Raw genomic sequence first — 17426 nt, 5'->3', positions numbered from 1 at the left:
ATAAAATTTATGGATAATTCTGGCGGGCATGCGCCGCAGCAATCTGCTGCGCGTGCGCCAGGAGGCAGCGATGACGAAAATCCTGATCGTGCCGGGCCTGTTCGGCTCCGGCGAGGGGCATTGGCAGCACTATTGGCTTGATGATGTGCCGCAGAGCCGGCTTGTCGCCCAGGCCGAGTGGAATCACGCCCGCCTTGACCACTGGATGGAACGGCTGGAGCAGGCGCTTCAGGAGGCGGGGGAAGCCTATATCGTTGCCCATAGCCTCGGCTGCATCCTGACGGCGAGGCTCGCCGACCGGCCGCTGGCCCGCCGGGTGAAGGGAGCGCTTCTGGTCGCGCCGTGCGATTTGCCGGCAACGGAAAGGCTGCATTCCGGTTCGCTCGCCTTCGGCCCCATGCCGACGAGCCCGTTTCCCTTTCCGAGCCTTACCGTCGGCAGCCTCGACGACAAATACATGTCGCTCGACCGCCTGAGTTTCTACGCCCGCCTCTGGAAAACCGAGGTCCGCAACATAGGGCTGGCGGGCCATATCAACATCGCCAGCGGCTTCGGCCGCTGGACCGGGGGCTATGCGTTGTTCGATGCGGTCAAAGGCAAGGCGAAAGCGAAGCGGCCGCAGATGCCCACGCTATCGGCAACTGCCGCATCGGCCTGACATTTTGCCGGGACTGCGCAAGAAACGGGTTGAACTTGAGCCCTTGCGGTACGATTCTGCTGCCTGACGGAATGTGAGGGCTTCACCATGGCTCAGAAACTGCACCAATACCTGATCTTCGAAACCGCCGGCGGCTTTTGCGGCATTGCCTGGAGCAATGCCGGCGTGACGCGGTTCCAGTTGCCGACCAGGAGCGCCGAGGCGACCGAACGCCTGTTGCTGCGCCGCTTGCCGGCTGCCGAACCGGGCAGGCCGACGCCGCAGATTCTCGAGGCCGTTGCCGCGGTGAAGCGCTATTTCGAAGGGGAGGAAGTCGATTTCTCCACCGTGGTCGTTGACCTCGACGGCCAGGACGCATTCTTCCGCGATATCTATGCCGCGGCCCGCCGTGTCGGCTGGGGACGCACGACCACTTACGGCACGCTCGCCAGGGAGCTTGGCGCGGGGCCGGAAGCTGCCCGCGACGTCGGCCAGGCAATGGCGAAAAACCCTGTCGCGCTTATCATTCCCTGCCATCGCGTGTTGGCCGCAGGCGGCAAGATCGGCGGCTTTTCGGCGCCCGGCGGTTCGAATGCCAAGCTGCATATGCTGGAGCTTGAAGGCGTGCATGTCGGCCCGCCCGCGCCGGCCCAGCAATCTCTGGATTTCTGACCGGAAACCGGCAGCAGGTGCTTGGAACGCACCGAAATTCCTCGCTATAAATCCCTGTTTGCAGCGAGGTTTTTCATGAAGAAGATTTTCAATCCGCCTTCCGTCCGCCGCCCCTTCGGAAATTACAGCCACGGCCTTCTCGTGCCGCCCGGCGCCTCTCTGCTCGTCACCTCCGGTCAGCTCGGCATCGGCCTTGATGAAACAGTCCCCGAGGATGTGACGGCCCAGGCCGAACTCTGCTTCGAGGCGATCAAGGCGATCCTCGCGGCGGCCGACATGAGCTTTGCCGATGTCATCCGCATTTCCGGCTTCGTGACGAAGCGGGAGGATTTCCCGGCCTATATGGCCGTGCGCGACCGCTTCACACTCGACCCGAAACCCGTTTCGACGCTCATTATCGTCAACGGCTTTACCCGGCCGGAATTCCTGGTCGAAGTGGAAGTGACGGCCGCGAAGGTTTTCTGAGGTCTGATTTCAGGCGCTGCTGCGATCGCCATGCCGTGGTCTCAAGACCACGGCACATCTTGCGCGACAAGCCTGCCGCGGAAAAGGCGCGCAGTTTGGAGCGATCTGCTTCAGAAGCGTTCCATCGCGCACTTCACTTTCGCCAGAAACGCCGCTCGCGTCTCCGGCGTGCAATTGTTCATATCGTAGTGGGCGAGGAAGGTGACGGGGTTGAGCGGGTTGATTTGCGCCCGCAAGACCCGCTTGACGATCTTCTTCGGCGGATTGCCGGCAACGAAGGCGCGGAAAGGTGTCGCGCCATAGGTCAGCACCGCCCCGAGCTTCCTGATGTGCCGCAGCCGGGATTCGACCTTGCCGTCCACCAGTTCGAAGGAGACGCCGGGAAGCCAGACCCGGTCGAAATAGCCCTTGAGGATGGCGGGAAAACCGAAATTCCACACCGGCGTACAGATGACCAGCGCCTCGGCCTGCTTCAGCCTTTCCACATAGGGTTTCACCAGCGATGTATTGTCCGGGTAGTCGTGGTAGACGAGCCGGTCATGCCGTGAGAGAACGGGATCGAAATTTTCCGCGTAGAGATCGCAGGCATCCACCTCGTGCCCGGCCTTGGCGAGGCTCTCCAGGGTCTGCCTGTAGAGTGCCTTGCCGTAGCTTTCCTCGACCGGGTGCGAGTGGAGGACAAGAACCCTCATGAAGCCTCCATGACGGCGGCGAGGCCCGGGAAAAGATAATTCTTGCCGGCATTGAAATCGAAATTGGGATTTTCCCAGGCGATCATCTTGCCGGGATTGAGCAGCCCCTTCGGATCGGTCTCATGCTTGAAGGCAAGCTGCACCTTGTCGGTGCGCTTCATGCCGCCCTCTTCCAGCGTATAGCGGTGCGGGTTGAAGATCGGGCAGCCATGATCCTGATGGATCCTGATGATCTCTTCCAGCCGCTCCTCGCTCGTGTAGCGCACCAGCGGCAGGCCCGAGCACTGGATCTGCCCGTCGAACTTGATGAATTCGAGATGGCCGGGCACCTCGTCACCGAAAATCTCCACCATCTTCTGCACCTTGGCGACATGATCCGGCCCCGGATACTGCACCTGCAGATAGGTGAAATTGGGATCGACCTTGAGCGCACGCAGCGTCGTGTGGTTCCAGGCAAGCTCGTAGGCATGCGGGATGCCGCGCATGCTCTCGACCTTGTCGGAGCGGAACATGATCTCGCCCTTCTGCGCTGCCGTGAACGCCAGGAAGGCATCCATCGAGTGCGGCGCGATCATCAGCACGACGATCGACTGGCCCTGGCGGATATAGGGCTTGTGGCGGGTGAAATAGTCATGCGGAATGGGAGCGGCGATCGGCGCGATTTCCTTGACGAGAATGCCGTTGCACTTCGCCAGCGCATCGGAATAGCGCACCGCATCCATGAAGTCGTCATAGCCGACCAGAACGTCCACCCAGTCATAGGCGGGTGCGAGCGGCATCTCGATTTCCGTGATGATGCCGTTGGTGCCATAGGCATGGCTGACCTTCTGCAGGTCCCAGCCGGTGAGGTCGAGCACCCGCGGCTCCGCCTCCATGGTCACGACCCGCAGGCGCAGGATATTGCCGAGATCGCGCAAGCCGCCCCAGGTGATCGAGCCGACACCGCCCGAACCGCCGGCGATGAAACCGCCGACCGTCGCCGTCTGCGCGGTCGAGGGGTGGAAGCGCAGTTCCTGGCCGGAATGGGCCTTGGTCTGCTTGTCGAGCTGGGCGATCACGATGCCGGGTTCGCAGATCACGCGGCCCGGATGGATTTCCTTGATCCTGTCCATGGCCGCCAGATTGAGCACGATGCCGCCTGATAGAGGCATGGCCTGGCCGTAATTGCCGGTGCCCGCACCACGTGGCGTGACGGGCACGCCATGGGCGAAGGCGACCTTGAGCGTCTGGATGACCTCGGCCTCGTTTTTCGGCGTGACGACGATATCGGCCGTCACATTGTCGAGCTGCGCCTTCAGGATCGGCGAATACCAGTAGAAATCCCGGCTCTTCTGGCGAACGAGCGCCGGATTGTCCTCGATCGCGATGCCTTCGAGTTCTTTTTTGATCTTCTGATAATCGGCCATGTCAGGCTCCAACGACGCTGTCGAGTTCACGGTAATCCGGCAGGCTGCGGTCGATCACCTTGCCGCGGCGAAGCACGACGCGGTCAGACTGCGGACGGGAAAGGAATTCGCTCCAGCGCCTTGCGCTGAAGAGCACGAGATCGGCGGGGTTGCCGATGGCAATGCGCCCCATCTGCGGCCTGCCGGCGATCCTGGCCGGTGACGTCGTGACGACGCGCGCCGCGGTGTCGAGCGGATGGTCGAGATGCAGGATGCGCACCGCCTCGCGAAACACTTCGACAGGGTCGAGATCGCCGTAGGCATAAAAGGGGTCGCGCGTATTGTCGGAGGAAACGGCCGTCTCGACACCGGCCGCCGCCAGTTCCTTGAACAGCGTGACGCCGCGCCAGCGCGGCGTGCGGCCGGGATAGCGGTCCTGCAGGTACATGTTGCACATCGGCAGTGAGATGACCGCGATCCCCGCCTTTTGAACCAGTTCCACCGTCCGCTGCGCAACATCGTCATCCTGCCGCGCCAGCGAGCAGCAATGGCCCGCCGTCACCTTGCCTTCGAACCGGTTGCGCAGCACGGCCTCGGCGATCGCCTTCAATGTCTCGGCACCCGGATCGTCCGTCTCGTCGACATGCAGATCGATATCGAGGCCGTTCTCCGCTGCCGCCCGCAAAAGCGTATCGAGCTGCCAGTCGAGTGCCGGTCCCATCCTGGTGACACCGCCGAGCAGGCCGCCCGTGTCCTTCACGACGGCGACGAGATCGGCGAAGAAGGCTTCGTCGGCCATATTGTCGAGCGGGAACAGAGCGACCGCCTGCAGGGCGATCCTCTCTTTCCACTCGTCGCGTATGTCGGCAAACACCTCGAAGGAAATGCGGTGCTGGGGAGCGAGCGAATCCAGATGCGTGCGGATCAGGCCGGTGCCGTGCGCATAGGCCGAGCGCAGCGAGAATTCCATGCGCTTGCGCACATCGGCGGCCGACCAGTTGGCCTCGCGGTCCCTGCCGACGGCTTCGAGCGCGCCCATGAACGTGCCGTCCGGATTGGGTTTGCGCGGCCAGATATGGCCCTTGTCCAGATGCGTATGGATGTCGGCAAAGCAGGGCCAGACCATGCCTTCCTTCATGTCCGATTTGGCAAATTCCGCCGGCGCCGTGCCCGGCGGCAGGATTGCCGCGATGAGGCCATCCGCAATCACGATATCGGCCTTGACGAGCCCTTCCGTTGCCGGGGCCGCGTAGCCGGTCGCGACAGCCGGAAGCGTCGCATTGGCCAGCACGAAGCGGCCCGCATTGGGAGGAGACATGAAGGAATAGGTCATCAGTTTTCCCGCTTCAGGCTGCTCTCATGCCAGCGATGCAGGCTGAGCCATGAAATGAAGGAGGTGATGGCAAAGATCGCGACGCCGAGCATCGACAGCATGAAGAGCGCTGCAAAGAGGCGGGGGATATTCATGCGGTATTGCGATTCCAGCAGGCGGAAGGCGAGGCCGGAACCCGCACCCGCCGAACCCGCGGCGAATTCCGCAACCACGGCTGCAATCAGCGCCAAGCCGCCGCCGATGCGAAGCCCGGTCATGAAATAGGGCTGGGCGGCGGGGATCTTCAGATAGATCAGCGTCTGCCAGCGCGAGGCGCCATAGAGTTCGAAGAGGTTGATCAGGTTGTGATCGACGCTCTTCAGGCCCTGCACCATGTTCGACAGGATCGGAAAGAAGGCGACGAGGAAGGCGCAGATCAGAAGCGCGACCTGCGTCGACGGCGCATAGATCAGGATCAGCGGCGAGATCGCGACGATCGGCGTGACCTGCAGGATGACCGCGAGCGGATAGAAGGCGATTTCGATCCAGCGCGATTGCACCAGGAAGATCGCAAAACCGACGCCGCCGATCAGCGCCAGCGCAAGCGATATGAAGGTGATCTGGGTCGTCACCCAGAGGGCAGGGGCAAGCGTGCCCCAATCATTGACGAAGGCGGCCGCGACGGCGCCGGGGCCGGGCAGGATATAGGGCGGCACGCCCGACATCACGACATAGATTTCCCAGATGACGATCAGCACGCCGATGACGAGAAAAGGCACGGCGATGCGCAGCGCCAGATCGCGCCTGCCGGCATTGATCGGATTGGGAAGGGGCGGGGGCAAGACCTCGGCCGTTTCGATACTCTCGACGCTCATCAATGGTCCTCCGCTCCGCCCATCGCCTCGATCAGCGAACGCGACGCCGTCTCGCAGGCCTGCCGGTATTCTTCCGAGGTTCGGTAGTGCGAATCCCGCTCGAGGCTGGTCGTCAGCGGAAAATCCGCGTGAACGCGGCCCGGCCGCGCCTTCATGACGACGATGCGGTTGGAGAGATAGGCGGATTCGAAGACGGAATGCGTCACGAAAATCACCGTGATGCCCGTCGCCTTCCACAGCCGCAGCACGTCGTCGTTGAGCCTCTGACGGGTGATCTCGTCAAGCGCCGCGAACGGTTCGTCCATCAGCAGCAGCTTCGGCTTCGTCACCAGCGCACGGGCGATCGAAACGCGCATCTTCATGCCGCCCGACAGTTCGCGCGGGAAGGCATCGGCGAAATCTGCGAGGCCGACCGTTGCCAGCACCTCCATGATCCGCTCCCTGGCGTCCGCCTTGGAAACGCCGCGCAGCTTCAGCGGCAGGTAGACATTGCCGAAAACCGTCTTCCACGGCATCAGTGTCGGTTCCTGGAAGACGAAGCCGATATCGCCTTCCGGCAGGCCCTTCGAATTGATGCGCGAACTCGGCCAGTCGATCTTGCCCGCGGAGACATCGCCGAGACCGGCGATGATGCGCAAGGCCGTGGATTTTCCGCAGCCGGAGGGACCGAGAAGGCTGATGAACTCGCCGCTTTCGACCGTCAGCGACATGCCCGAAAGCGCGATCGTGCCGCTGGAAAAGACCTTCGAGACCGACTGCATGACGACCAGCGGCCGCTTGCGTGTCTCCTTCGAAGGCGCCGCCTTGGTTTCGGCTAGGGACATTCTCTCGCTCTTTGATCGAAGGGGATGCGGCCCGCCGCTGAAGCGCGACGGGCCCGCCTTGGGAGGCTTACTTCTTCAGCGACGCGCCGACATTCTTGCAGACGAATTTCGTCGTGAAGGCCTTGGTGTAATCGGTGTCGGCCTTGACGACCTTGATCGCCACCATCTCGTCGAAGAACTTCTTGTAATGCGCGTCGGTGATGCAGCCGATGCCCTTGTCCAGGCCCTCGCCGGATTCGATGATGCCGTATTCCTTCATCTTGGCGATCGAATAGGCGATCTGGCCATCCGTCATTTCCGGATTGTCCTTCTTGATCAGCTCGTTGGCCTTGCTGTTGTCGCCGTAGAGATAGTTGTACCAGCCTTCGATCGAGGCATCGACGAAGCGCTGGACGACATCAGGCTTGCTGTCGATCATCTGCTGCGTCGTGGTGATCATCGTCGAATAGGGCGAATAGCCGTTGTCGGCGAGCAGGAAGACCTTCGGCTCCCAGCCGGTCTGCTTCTGGATCTCGTAGGGTTCCGAGGTCAGGTAGCCCTGCTGCGCGGAGTGCTTGTCGGCAAGGAACGGACCCGGATTGAAATTATAGGGCTTGTACTGCTCGTCCTTGAAGCCCGGGAAATTCGCCTTCATCCACTCGAAATAGGTGAGGTAGCCGTCCTTGCTGAGAAACAGCGTCTTCAGCTTGGCAAGATCGGCGAACGTGTCGACGCCGGCATCGGGATGGGCGATCAGGATCTGCGGATCCTTCTGGAAGATCGCCGCGACATCGACGAGCGGAATGCCCTGCTCGACGGCCGAAAGCTCGCCCTGCGGCCCGCCCATATAGAAATCGATCTTGCCGGAGATCAGCAGTGCGCTGTTGGCCGCGTTCGGCCCGCCCTGCACAATGGAAACGTCCAGGCCGTATTTGGCATAGGTCCCGTCGGCCACGGCCTGATAGAAGCCGCCATGCTCGGCCTGCGCCAGCCAGTTGGTGCCATAGCTGACCTTGTCGAGCGCATAGCCGGGTACGCTGGCGGCAAGCATGCCGCCAAGCCCAAGGACTGCAGAAAAGACGGATGTTTTCAATCTGTTGGACATGGCGGCGTTCCCCTTCTGGTGCCCCGGAAGCTCGTTTTCGGCCCCCGATTTTCTTCATTTGAGCGGTTGCTTCGCTCTTTGAAAAGCATCAAAATTCGTGCGCAACGATGCCTTTTTGGCATCCCATCCGCGGTCTGTGCCTAAATTGGGCGCCGTGCTTAAAAACAATGCAACGAGGCCGGAATGCTGCACTCCAGAAAGCTTCTCTACATCAACGAGATCGCCCGCACGGGGTCGATCCGCAAGGCCGCGGCGCGCCTCAACGTCGCGTCTTCGGCCATCAACCGCCAGATCCTGGCGCTGGAGGAGGAAATGGGCGCACCGCTCTTCGAGCGCCTGCCGAGGGGGCTGCGCCTGACGGCTGCCGGCGAACTCTGCATCGAGCATATTCGCGAGGTTCTGAAGAACTACGAGCGGCTGGAGGGGCGCATCCGAAGCCTGAAGATGCAGCAGGCCGGCAAGGTGCGGCTGGTCACGACCGTCGGCCTTGCCTCCGGCCCGTTGCCGGAAATCATCGCCCGCTTCCAGTCGGAGCATCCGCGCGTCTTCATCCAGCTGCGCAACGATGCCGGCACGACGACCGTCAACCCGGTGCTTTCGGGGGAAGTGGATATCGGCCTCGGTTTCAACATTCCCGCGACACCCGGTATCCGCACGCTCGGCAATTTCGATATCCCGATCGGCGTCATCCTGCCGCCCGGCCACCCCCTGATCGGGCCGGGTCCGATCAATCTCGCCGATGTCGTGCAGGAACGGCTGGTGCTTGCCCAGCAGGGCACCAGCCTGCGGGAGGTCATCAACCTTGCCATGGCGCGACTCGACGTTTCCGTCGAGCCGGTTCTGGAAACCAATGCTTCGGAAATGCTGAAGAAACTCGTCAAATGCGGGGCAGGGCTCTCCATGCTGAACCCGCTCGACGTCATCACCGAATGCCGGCAGGGCGAACTGGTGTTCCGCCCGATTGCCGAGCCGCACAGCCGCCATCAGCCGATGAAACTCTTTGCCCGCGCTCGTGCGCCGCTCGATTCCGCCACGAGCCTTTTCGTCGAATATCTGCTGGCCGAACTCGCCGGCCTCGTTCAGGAACTGCAGGCCAAGGGGCACATTCCGCTGGAGCGGCCTGTTAGCTCCTGACTACTGTGAATAAAGGTTGGCGAGCGGATAGCGCTTCAGGTCTTGGAGCAACTCGATAAAGCCCTTCACCTGATGGCGGCAGATCGCTTCACCCTTTTCGGCCGTGCCCTTCGAGGCATCGCCGACGACACCGTTCGGATTGAGGTCGTGGGCGATCCAGGCCAGCGAATGCGGCGGCAGCGGCTGGATATGGCGGGATTGCTCACGCATCCATTCGGCCTTCGAGGCAAAATTCTGGGCCTTCTCCATCCGCACCAGGTCCGGCCGGAAATGCAGCATCAGGGATGTCTCCACCTCGCCGCCATGAATGCCGTAACGCGTCTCGTGCTCGCTGATCATGCCGTCGGGATTGCCGAAACGTCCCCATTGCGTGGAAACGACGGCCATCTGGTGGCGCACGCGCAACTCGCGGGCGACGATGCTCATGATATCGACGTTGCCGCCATGCGAATTGACGATGACGAGCTTGCGCAGGCCGGCTTCCGCCACTTTCGCGCCGATCGCCGTCCAGACAGGGATCAGCAGTTCGGCGCCGAGGGAAAGCGTGCCCGGACCGTAGACATGCTCGTTGGCCTTGCCGATTTCCTGGGTCGGCAGGACGAGGATGTCGAGGTCGCCGGGCCGCTGCCGGCGCAGTTCCGCCAGCATGCCGTTGGCGATTGCGACATCGGTTGCGATGGGCAGGTGCGGGCCGTGCTGTTCGGTCGAAGCGATCGGCAGGATGGCGATGGTCGTATCGGCGGAAAGCGCGGCAAAATCGTAGGTGTTCAGTTCGTTCCAGTAGAATGGTGTCGCCATCGCCGCGTCTCTCTTGTCGTTATTGGAGAGTGAGTAGGCAATAACGCGGCATGCGAAAAGCATCGATTTGCGTGCGCGCCGTTGCCTTTTTGCGCGCATGATGTCTCATCGTGTCTCTGGCTCGCTGTCACGCAGGGTCGCCGGCGGGAAATAATATTTCGCCGCCGCCCTTTTCGGGGAAGGCTTTGGTTTGACCGCGCTTGGCACAGGTCTGTAGATAGTCACCAGCATGCAGGCATGCCTGCAAGTGTTCGAAATAAACGATTGGCAACTGGAGGGCCGACCATGAGTCTACGTATCAACGATATCGCTCCCGATTTCACTGCGGACACGACCCAAGGCCCCATTCAGTTTCACGACTGGATCGGTGGCGGCTGGGCCGTCCTCTTCTCGCATCCGAAGAATTTCACCCCGGTCTGCACGACCGAGCTCGGCACCATGGCCGGTCTCGAAGGCGAGTTCACCAAGCGTGGCGTCAAGATCATCGGCATTTCCGTCGATCCGGTCGAAAGCCACGGCAAATGGAAGAACGACATCAAGACGGCAACCGGCTTCGATGTCGAATATCCGCTGATCGGCGACAAGGATCTCAAGGTCGCCAAGCTCTACGACATGCTGCCGGCCGGCGCCGGCGAAAGCTCCGAAGGCCGCACGCCCGCCGATAACGCCACCGTGCGCTCGGTCTTCGTCATCGGCCCGGACAAGAAGATCAAGCTGATCCTCACCTACCCGATGACGACGGGCCGCAATTTCAACGAGATCCTGCGCGCCATCGATTCCATCCAGCTGACCGCCAGGCATCAGGTTGCAACGCCGGCCAACTGGAACCAGGGCGACGACGTCATCATCACCGCCGCCGTCTCCAACGAAGACGCCATTGCCCGCTTCGGCTCCTTCGATACGGTTCTGCCGTATCTGCGCAAGACCAGGCAGCCGACGGCCTGAAATCGCCGCGGCGCTGACCGAGTGATGGAATCAATAGACGCCCCGTCCGCGGGGCGTTTTTCTGACCTGCTGCCAAGCCCCGTATTTTGAGCGTATGGGCTTTATGTTCTCTATTTGCTGGACGTGATGCTCGCGTAGGCGAGGCCGGCTGCGAAAAACGCAAATGCTGCGACAACGCCTGCTACGATGATGATGGTATCCGTTGGCATGATAATCTCCGTCGATTGCCGACGGAGATTACGGTGCTTTCAGTCCCGGTCGTTTGAGCGAAGTCAAATGGGCCGGCCTATTCGGACGGCGTCACGCGGGTCCAGAAGTCGTTGAACGCGACCGAATCGAAGAAGGCCGAGGCGCGGACGATGCGGTCGTCGCGCATGTCGAGAAACCAGGCATAGGTATTGACGTAGGGCTTCCCGTCGCGGGCAATGCCGCGGGCGTCGAAAAACACGATCACGGTATCGCCGTCGGCATAGACGTTGCGGATCGCGGGCTTCAGCGGCGCCTTCATCCGCGCATTGAACGGGCGGATCACTTCACGCAGGAACGCCTCGCGGCTGGGATAGGTCTTCGATGCCAGCGAATAGCCCTCGATCGTCCAGCGGGCGTCGTCGGCAAGCAGGTCGTAGGGGCTGCCGGTGCCGTTCGCCCAGGCTTCGAAGCCGGCCTCGACGGCGGCCTTGTTGCGACGTTCGGTTTCGGTCAACGCCTGCGCTGCGGCACGGGTTTCGAGCCCGCCGAGGGCCAGGATGGCGGCGGCAATGCCGAGGGCGGCGTGGAAAATGCGGCGGCCGAGGGATGCTGGGCTGCGGACGGTCGCGCTTGCGGTCATGGACATGGCTTCCTCCAGGGGTGGGGTGCTGGTGCGGCACCCGCCGAGCGGGTGCCGTTTGCGGGTTCGTCGCCGGTCAGATCTGGTTTTCCCAGGCCTTGAGCTGATGGTCCTTCAGCATGTCTTCGATGACCTTCGGAACGACGTTGCGGAACCGGCCGCTATCGGCAGGGACGATCTCGATCATCCGGTCGATCATTTCCTTCGGGTCCATCTTGCCTTCCGGTGTGGCAAAGAATTCGTCGAAGCCCCTGCGCAGGTCGGCGCGCTTGGTGAAGTTCTTGCTGTCGTCCAGCCAGCGGAACGGATTGTCGGCCATCGTCTCATTGTAGCCGGTGTAATAGGCGCCGGGATTGATCGTCTGGATCTTGATGCCGTAGGGGCCGAGTTCCTGCTGCAGGGCTTCGGCGATGGATTCGAGCGCGTGCTTGGTGGAGACGTAAGTGCCCCAGTTGGCGGGCGTGAACAGGCCGCCCATGGAGGAGGTGAAGACCACCTTGCCCTTCTTGCCTTCGCGGACCCATTTCTGGACGACGCCCTGGGTCAGCGTGAGCGGCAGGAAGACGTTGACTTCATAGTTCTTGCGCACGAGATCGACCGGGATTTCCCAGACAGGACCGGCTTCGCCCATGCCGGCATTGTTCCAGAGCACGTCGAAATCCCAACCCTGCGCCTGTTTGATGTCGTAGGGGTCGGTGAGATCGAGGCGCTCGACACGAAAATTCTTCAGGCCAAGGGCGGCCGCCTCTTCACGCAAGGGCGTGACCTGGGACGAAACCTGCGTGGTGGCGATGATGCTGTGGCCGTTCCTGGCCATGCCGATACCGGCGGCCTTGCCGAAGCCGGAGCCTGCGCCGGTGATGAGGATGGTCTTGCTCATGACAATGTCCCTTCGATGTGCCTGCGGTTGAAAAAACGCGTTCAAACGGTGGTGGCCGCCGCTGCGGCGGCCTCGGCGATCGCGCGGTCCTGGGCGACAGCCCCTCCGGACACGCCGACCGCCCCGATCACGATGTTGCTGCTGTCGGTGAGGGGAATGCCGCCGGCAAAGACGACGAGGCCGCCATTGGTCTGCTCCAGGCCGAACGAGGTGCCGCCGGGTTTGCAGAATTCACCGATCGCTTCTGTGCGCATGGAAAACAGCGCCGCCGTCCGGGCCTTGCTGACGGCGATATCGATGGAGCCCAGCAGCGCGCCGTCCATGCGGACAAAGGCTTTCATATGGGCGCCGGCGTCGAGGACCGCGATATTGGCCGGAACACCGATTTCTTTCGCCCGCGCCTCGCCGGCGGCAATGATCCTGCGAGCGTCTTCAATGGTAATCATGTCCCTGTCTCCTCTTTTCGTTCGAGGAATGCTCCCCGTTCGACGAGACAGGTGTAGGCCGCAAGGCGCGTTTTCGTATTTCCATCTCTTGCTGCACTATGTGCAGATCTTGCGCTCGGACGGCACAAAGGGAGAGGGCGAACGCCCACGTCCGGCGAATGTTGCTAAGCGGTGAAGAGTGCGCGGTACTGGCCGGGCGTCAGGCCGGTCCTCTTGCGGAAGACGCGGGTGAAGTTTGCCTGCGAGCCGAAGCCGGTATCGATGGCGATCTCCACGAGCGAGGACTGCGCGAAGCGAAGCTTCTCCTTGGCCGCCTCGATCCGGCGTTCGGTAACGTAGCGATGCGGAGCAAAACCGGTGGCCGCGCGGAACTGGCGGGAAAAGTGAAACGGGCTGAGGCAGGCCTCGGCGGCGAGATCTTCAAGCGTTATCTCCGCGGCGATGCGAGCCTCGATGAAATCGAGCACGCGCCGCAGCCTTTTGGGATCGATGGCCGGCTTGCGCACGGGCGGGCGCCAACGGGCGGACGAATAGGTGCCGAGCAAATGTGCCGCGAGCGCCAGCTGGATCCCGTCGAGGAACAGCCGGTCCGTCGGCTCCAGTTTTCGATTGAGCACCCCCCGGAAAAGTTCCCCAAGCTGCAGGACAACCGGATCGGGGACGGCCCCGGCATAGGCGAGCTGCACCCTGGCCGGGTCGATGTCGAAGTTCGAAAGCGCGTTCTCGGCAACGAGCGAGGGCGGCAGGAAGATGTGCAGGGATTCGGGCATGGTGCCGACGATTTCCACATCGCTCTCATGCACGCCGGCCGGACATACCCATGCGACGCCGGGACGGGCAATCGCTTCCCGCCTGTGGCCGTCGCCTGTCCACCTGATCTTCGACTGGCCCGAGAGCAGGACGGCTATTTCCGTGCATTCGAGCGTAAGGTCGACCTGCCAGCCCGGATCGAAACGCCTGAGTTCGACCTGCAGCGACGAGCATTCGACAAGCCCGCCCACCCGCTCGCTGGTGCGATATTTCCTGTCCCCCTGCGATGCTTCGAAATCCATGTCGCATCCTCGCCATGAAGATGGGGCTGAAAATTTGAATTGTTCGGTGCCGGCTGCCGCTTGCCGGTGCCACGCTGCCGCCAATCGGCAGTCCTGTTGGATATATCAATGAATGTTTCCCGAAGCAGTCCGTGCTGCCTTCGGGGTCCTGCGCATCGGGATCGGGATTTTGACAAAAACGCCGGCGAGTTCAAGTGCCGTAACCCTCAAGGATTATCGCCGCCGACTTGGCGACGTCAGCGCCTGGAGGGGGCAAGCCCGCATCGATCTTGCCGTGGCCCGGCGACATGCCTGGACATCGGGCGCCGAAACGACGGCAAACCGGGATCGACTATGCTGAGAAGAGGCCTTAAACGACTAGAGCGCGCCTTTGGCGCGCTCTAGCGAGAAACTGGCTCCCCGGGCCGGATTCGAACCGGCGACCTGTCGATTAACAGTCGAATGCTCTACCGCTGAGCTACCAGGGATCACCGCTTGGCCGCGGCGTGAGCGGGGTAATACAAATGCTTTCCCGATTTGCCAAGCAGTTTTTTCAAAAAAATGAAATCAGCTTGTATTCGCGGCGCTTGCGCCCATCTCTTGTGGATGACTAGCAGGAAAAATGGGCCGAAAAAGGCCGGAGAGACGCGTTTCGGGATCGATCACAGGGATGGCAAGCTGGTTCTCGGCTCGCTGCGGCTGCCGATGCCGCGTTCGCGCATCGCCCGCATGACCACCGGAACGCTGCTTATTTTTGGTGGCGTCCTCGGTTTTTTACCCATTCTCGGCTTCTGGATGCTGCCGCTGGGTTTCCTTGTCCTGTCTCACGACCTGTCGGTAGCCCGCAGGTGGCGCCGCCGTGTCGCGGTCTGGTGGCATCGCCGAAAGCGACCGGTCTGAAATCGTCAAAGACGCTGCAGGCGGCAATGCCGGGCACGGCGGGCGCCGGTTAAATTGCCTTGACGCAGGACCGGCACGTTGCGGCTTGGGCCGGGCTCCCGTCACTGCTGGGAGAGGGCGGGATTTTCGCCGGAGCCTGCGGCCGCCGTTCCGGCCCCGGTGATCTCCGACAGATGGATTGGCAGCTCGCCATTTTCCTCAAGCGCCGTCGCCGTGATCACCAGTGCGCCGATGAGCAATATCAGGACCTTCACCGCATGGGAGCCGAGATTGGCTTTCTGCCACCAGCTGGTCTGGATACGCGAAGGCTCCAGATAATATTTATAGTAGAATTCCGGATCGCTGGTTTCGACGAGATTGTCGTAAATATGCTGCGGCACCCCGACATGCCGGACTGCGCCGCGCCCGGCGAATTTGGCATACAGAACCTGGGTCTCGGGATCGTAGGAGACAGCGCGAATCTGTCTGGAATTCAAAGGCACCCAATTCATGTCTGCTCCTGTCTCTCCCAGAGGTTAGGATGGAACGAGGATTCTGAAAGTCAAGTTAAGAATTTATTGTCGATATTAGGGCTTATATTTCGATATATCTAATATAAAGTCGATGAAAGCGTTGTCTCGATTGCAGAACACACCCATTGAGTGAGTATAGGCAACGGGATAAACTCGCTGACACCTGCCAATTGCGCGGACGGGGTAATGTGATGGCCTGTCTGAGCAGCTATTAGCCTAATTGTTGTTCAGGCAAGCGCGAACTTTCGGCAGAATGAGCCTTTTGACATCAGCCGCGCCCGCTGCGGTGGCAGCGCCTTTCCGGGTTGGATCGGTCCCGCCTCTGTAGGCGCGCGATGTGGCCGGAGTTTGAAATTGCAGGAAATGTTTTTGGAAAGCCCTCTTGCGATTTCCTTACGATCATTCTAAACGCTCGCCACGGCTAACATGACAGCCTGTGAGGCCTCGTGGCGGAGTGGTGACGCAGAGGACTGCAAATCCTTGTACCCCGGTTCAATTCCGGGCGAGGCCTCCAAATATTTCCACTGACATGTAAATCGGCCCGCAGTTCCGCATCACCAGATGCCGGGAACCGCGGCGAAATCGAATTGCGCCGGCTTGATGCCCGTCAGGGCATAGAGCGCCCGCAATCCGCCGCTGCGCAGGCCCGCCAGATAGTCGGCATCGTCTTCTGCCGTTTCGTTCTCTATCCGCACGTTAGGGCCGAGCAGGCGCTGCAGCGCCTGCGCCGGAATGCGCGTGAAGCTGCAGATGGCGCCGCTTTTGAATTTCACGAGCAGCAGCCGCGCCTGCGCATTGTAGTGGAGCGCTTCGATATCCGGCGATTGAATGGCGAATGTTTGCATGCGGCCAACCTATCGAAAGCCGCAGCCGGCGCAACAATATGGTTGACATAAAGTTAATGGCGCGGACCGGCGTGCCTTATTGATCCGCGAGGGGGCGTCGAGCTGTTGTCGGACACCGTGCCGGCGCCCGGAGATGTTCGCCCGAGGCGGCGATCTGTTCAGGTCTTTTCGCCGTCCAGCAGGCCGCAGCAGAATATGCCGACGAGCGCTGCGAGGATGAAAAAGTCGAACAGCGTCAAATATTCCAGAATGGCAGACATCGCCTGCTCCTCCTCATTTCCTCCGCCTGCGATCATATCACCAAACGCTCATTTGTTCCACGCAGGAGTTGCAGCTTCCGGTCTTCACCTGTTGCATGCGGGGAAGGGCGGGCGGGATTCTGCAAACCGACTGCCGGCAAGCCTTGAAAGCATCCGTGCCGGAGATTAAGAGACGGAGGACAAGAACCGCTTTCATCGGCGAGAGGATATGATGGATTTCGAAGCAGCACGCGTAAAGATGGTCGATAACCAGATCCGTACCACGGACGTTACCTCGCATTCCGTGCTGACGGCCTTCCTGGACGTGCCGCGCGAGGCATTCGTGCCGGAAAAGGCAAAGGCGCTTGCCTATGTCGATTATGACATTGAGATTGCTCCGGCCGCCGCCGGCAATCCGGGCCGTTTCCTGATGGAGCCGTCGCCGCTCGCCAAGCTGCTGCAGCTCGCCGCCATCTCCAAGGACGATGCCGTTCTCGAAGTCGGCGCCGGCACGGGCTATACGTCCGCACTGCTGTCGCTGATCGCGGGCTCCGTGGTCGCGCTCGAATCGGACGAGACCCTTGCTGCTCAGGCCAAGGCAAATCTTGCCGGTTATGCAAATGTGCAGGTGGCGACCGGCCCGCTTGAAAAGGGCAATGCCGCCGGCGCTCCCTATGACCTGATCTTCATCAACGGTTCGGTGGAGGAGGTTCCTGCCGCACTTCTCGGCCAGCTGCAGGAAGGCGGCCGTCTTGTTGCCGTGCAGGGCTACGGCAACGCTGCCCGCGCGAAGGTCTTTGTCAGCGAGCGCGGCGCTGTTTCCGAAAACGTCTTCTTCAACGCTTCGGTCAAGCCGCTGCCCGGTTTTGCCAAGGCTCGCGAATTCGTATTCTAGGCCGTTTCCGCTGCCGTTTTTTCGAG

Annotated in this window: 20 protein-coding genes and 2 tRNA genes; 8 read left to right on the top strand and 14 right to left on the bottom strand. The window is 61.5% G+C overall.

The features are described 5' to 3' along the window. Positions 1 to 70 precede the first annotated feature (70 nt). The 3 genes from ACU8HS_RS00870 (at position 71) to ACU8HS_RS00860 (ending at position 1774) form a co-directional block, all read left to right on the top strand. Complete coding sequence (locus tag ACU8HS_RS00870; protein WP_447015241.1) at positions 71 to 658, top strand: RBBP9/YdeN family alpha/beta hydrolase; 588 nt, start codon at positions 71 to 73, stop codon at positions 656 to 658. 87 nt (positions 659 to 745) lie between these two features. Then, positions 746 to 1309 carry a methylated-DNA--[protein]-cysteine S-methyltransferase gene (locus ACU8HS_RS00865; protein ID WP_112572179.1) on the top strand — a complete coding sequence of 188 codons (564 nt, stop codon included), beginning with the start codon at positions 746 to 748 and terminating at the stop codon, positions 1307 to 1309. A 75-nt stretch (positions 1310 to 1384) separates the two neighbouring features. Further along, on the top strand, positions 1385 to 1774 hold the full coding sequence (locus ACU8HS_RS00860) for a RidA family protein (RefSeq protein ID WP_112572177.1): 390 nt from the start codon (positions 1385 to 1387) through the stop codon (positions 1772 to 1774). A 110-nt stretch (positions 1775 to 1884) separates the two neighbouring features. Here the strand turns inward: ACU8HS_RS00860 and ACU8HS_RS00855 are convergent, their stop codons facing one another. From ACU8HS_RS00855 to ACU8HS_RS00830, 6 genes are all read right to left on the bottom strand, one after another. Then, positions 1885 to 2466, bottom strand: coding sequence for an NAD(P)H-dependent oxidoreductase (locus tag ACU8HS_RS00855; RefSeq protein ID WP_447015240.1), 582 nt, complete (start codon positions 2464 to 2466; stop codon positions 1885 to 1887). Further along, a complete protein-coding gene (locus ACU8HS_RS00850) occupies positions 2463 to 3872 on the bottom strand; it encodes an FAD-binding oxidoreductase (RefSeq protein ID WP_112704918.1) in 1410 nt (469 codons plus the stop codon). The genes ACU8HS_RS00855 and ACU8HS_RS00850 overlap by 4 nt, the downstream gene beginning before the upstream one ends. A 1-nt stretch (position 3873) precedes the next feature. After that, a complete protein-coding gene (locus ACU8HS_RS00845) occupies positions 3874 to 5184 on the bottom strand; it encodes a cytosine deaminase (RefSeq protein ID WP_447015239.1) in 1311 nt (436 codons plus the stop codon). Next, positions 5184 to 6038 carry an ABC transporter permease gene (locus ACU8HS_RS00840; protein ID WP_447015238.1) on the bottom strand — a complete coding sequence of 285 codons (855 nt, stop codon included), beginning with the start codon at positions 6036 to 6038 and terminating at the stop codon, positions 5184 to 5186. Before ACU8HS_RS00840 ends, ACU8HS_RS00845 begins: the two co-directional genes overlap by 1 nt. Beyond that, a complete protein-coding gene (locus ACU8HS_RS00835) occupies positions 6038 to 6862 on the bottom strand; it encodes an ABC transporter ATP-binding protein (RefSeq protein ID WP_447015237.1) in 825 nt (274 codons plus the stop codon). Before ACU8HS_RS00835 ends, ACU8HS_RS00840 begins: the two co-directional genes overlap by 1 nt. A gap of 67 nt (positions 6863 to 6929) precedes the next feature. Next, on the bottom strand, positions 6930 to 7946 hold the full coding sequence (locus ACU8HS_RS00830) for an ABC transporter substrate-binding protein (protein ID WP_447015236.1): 1017 nt from the start codon (positions 7944 to 7946) through the stop codon (positions 6930 to 6932). Positions 7947 to 8129: 183 nt separating this feature from the next. On the opposite strand from ACU8HS_RS00830, the gene ACU8HS_RS00825 reads away from it, so the two are divergent. Then, on the top strand, positions 8130 to 9080 hold the full coding sequence (locus ACU8HS_RS00825; RefSeq protein ID WP_447015235.1) for a LysR substrate-binding domain-containing protein: 951 nt from the start codon (positions 8130 to 8132) through the stop codon (positions 9078 to 9080). On the opposite strand, the gene ACU8HS_RS00820 is transcribed toward ACU8HS_RS00825, so the two are convergent. After that, the gene (locus ACU8HS_RS00820) at positions 9081 to 9878 is read right to left on the bottom strand and encodes a creatininase family protein (protein ID WP_447015234.1); all 798 of its coding nucleotides are present in this window, start codon (positions 9876 to 9878) and stop codon (positions 9081 to 9083) included. It abuts the gene before it with no gap. A 285-nt stretch (positions 9879 to 10163) separates the two neighbouring features. Here ACU8HS_RS00820 and ACU8HS_RS00815 point away from each other — a divergent pair, with 285 nt between their 5' ends. Continuing rightward, entirely contained in the window at positions 10164 to 10823 is a 660-nt protein-coding gene (locus ACU8HS_RS00815) for a peroxiredoxin (RefSeq protein WP_113413451.1), read from the top strand. 286 nt (positions 10824 to 11109) lie between these two features. Here ACU8HS_RS00815 and ACU8HS_RS00810 read toward each other — a convergent pair whose 3' ends face one another. From ACU8HS_RS00810 to ACU8HS_RS00790, 5 genes are all read right to left on the bottom strand, one after another. After that, positions 11110 to 11658: a nuclear transport factor 2 family protein gene (locus ACU8HS_RS00810; protein WP_447015233.1), complete on the bottom strand. Its 549-nt coding sequence runs from the start codon at positions 11656 to 11658 to the stop codon at positions 11110 to 11112. A 70-nt stretch (positions 11659 to 11728) separates the two neighbouring features. Beyond that, positions 11729 to 12532 carry an SDR family oxidoreductase gene (locus ACU8HS_RS00805; protein ID WP_447015232.1) on the bottom strand — a complete coding sequence of 268 codons (804 nt, stop codon included), beginning with the start codon at positions 12530 to 12532 and terminating at the stop codon, positions 11729 to 11731. A 41-nt stretch (positions 12533 to 12573) separates the two neighbouring features. After that, entirely contained in the window at positions 12574 to 12978 is a 405-nt protein-coding gene (locus tag ACU8HS_RS00800) for a GlcG/HbpS family heme-binding protein (protein ID WP_447015231.1), read from the bottom strand. A 164-nt stretch (positions 12979 to 13142) separates the two neighbouring features. Next, positions 13143 to 14030, bottom strand: coding sequence for a helix-turn-helix domain-containing protein (locus tag ACU8HS_RS00795; RefSeq protein ID WP_447015230.1), 888 nt, complete (start codon positions 14028 to 14030; stop codon positions 13143 to 13145). Between the two features lie 392 nt (positions 14031 to 14422). Next, positions 14423 to 14497: transfer RNA gene (locus ACU8HS_RS00790), tRNA-Asn, on the bottom strand. Between the two features lie 118 nt (positions 14498 to 14615). On the opposite strand from ACU8HS_RS00790, the gene ACU8HS_RS00785 reads away from it, so the two are divergent. Beyond that, a complete protein-coding gene (locus tag ACU8HS_RS00785; protein WP_112704967.1) occupies positions 14616 to 14909 on the top strand; it encodes a hypothetical protein in 294 nt (97 codons plus the stop codon). A gap of 101 nt (positions 14910 to 15010) precedes the next feature. On the opposite strand, the gene ACU8HS_RS00780 is transcribed toward ACU8HS_RS00785, so the two are convergent. Continuing rightward, positions 15011 to 15400: a KTSC domain-containing protein gene (locus ACU8HS_RS00780; protein ID WP_112754300.1), complete on the bottom strand. Its 390-nt coding sequence runs from the start codon at positions 15398 to 15400 to the stop codon at positions 15011 to 15013. A gap of 461 nt (positions 15401 to 15861) precedes the next feature. On the opposite strand from ACU8HS_RS00780, the gene ACU8HS_RS00775 reads away from it, so the two are divergent. After that, positions 15862 to 15935 (top strand) — tRNA-Cys (locus ACU8HS_RS00775). Positions 15936 to 15975: 40 nt separating this feature from the next. Here the strand turns inward: ACU8HS_RS00775 and ACU8HS_RS00770 are convergent. Beyond that, positions 15976 to 16266 (bottom strand): hypothetical protein, encoded by a 291-nt coding sequence (locus tag ACU8HS_RS00770; RefSeq protein ID WP_447015229.1) that lies wholly within the window; start codon positions 16264 to 16266, stop codon positions 15976 to 15978. Between the two features lie 468 nt (positions 16267 to 16734). Here ACU8HS_RS00770 and ACU8HS_RS00765 point away from each other — a divergent pair, with 468 nt between their 5' ends. Then, the gene (locus ACU8HS_RS00765; protein WP_377310158.1) at positions 16735 to 17400 is read left to right on the top strand and encodes a protein-L-isoaspartate O-methyltransferase family protein; all 666 of its coding nucleotides are present in this window, start codon (positions 16735 to 16737) and stop codon (positions 17398 to 17400) included. Positions 17401 to 17426: the final 26 nt, after the last annotated feature.

The organism is Rhizobium sp. KDH_Rht_773_N (assembly GCF_052946295.1).
Note: the sequence above shows the minus strand (reverse complement) of the source record. Positions and strands in the feature narration are given on the sequence as shown.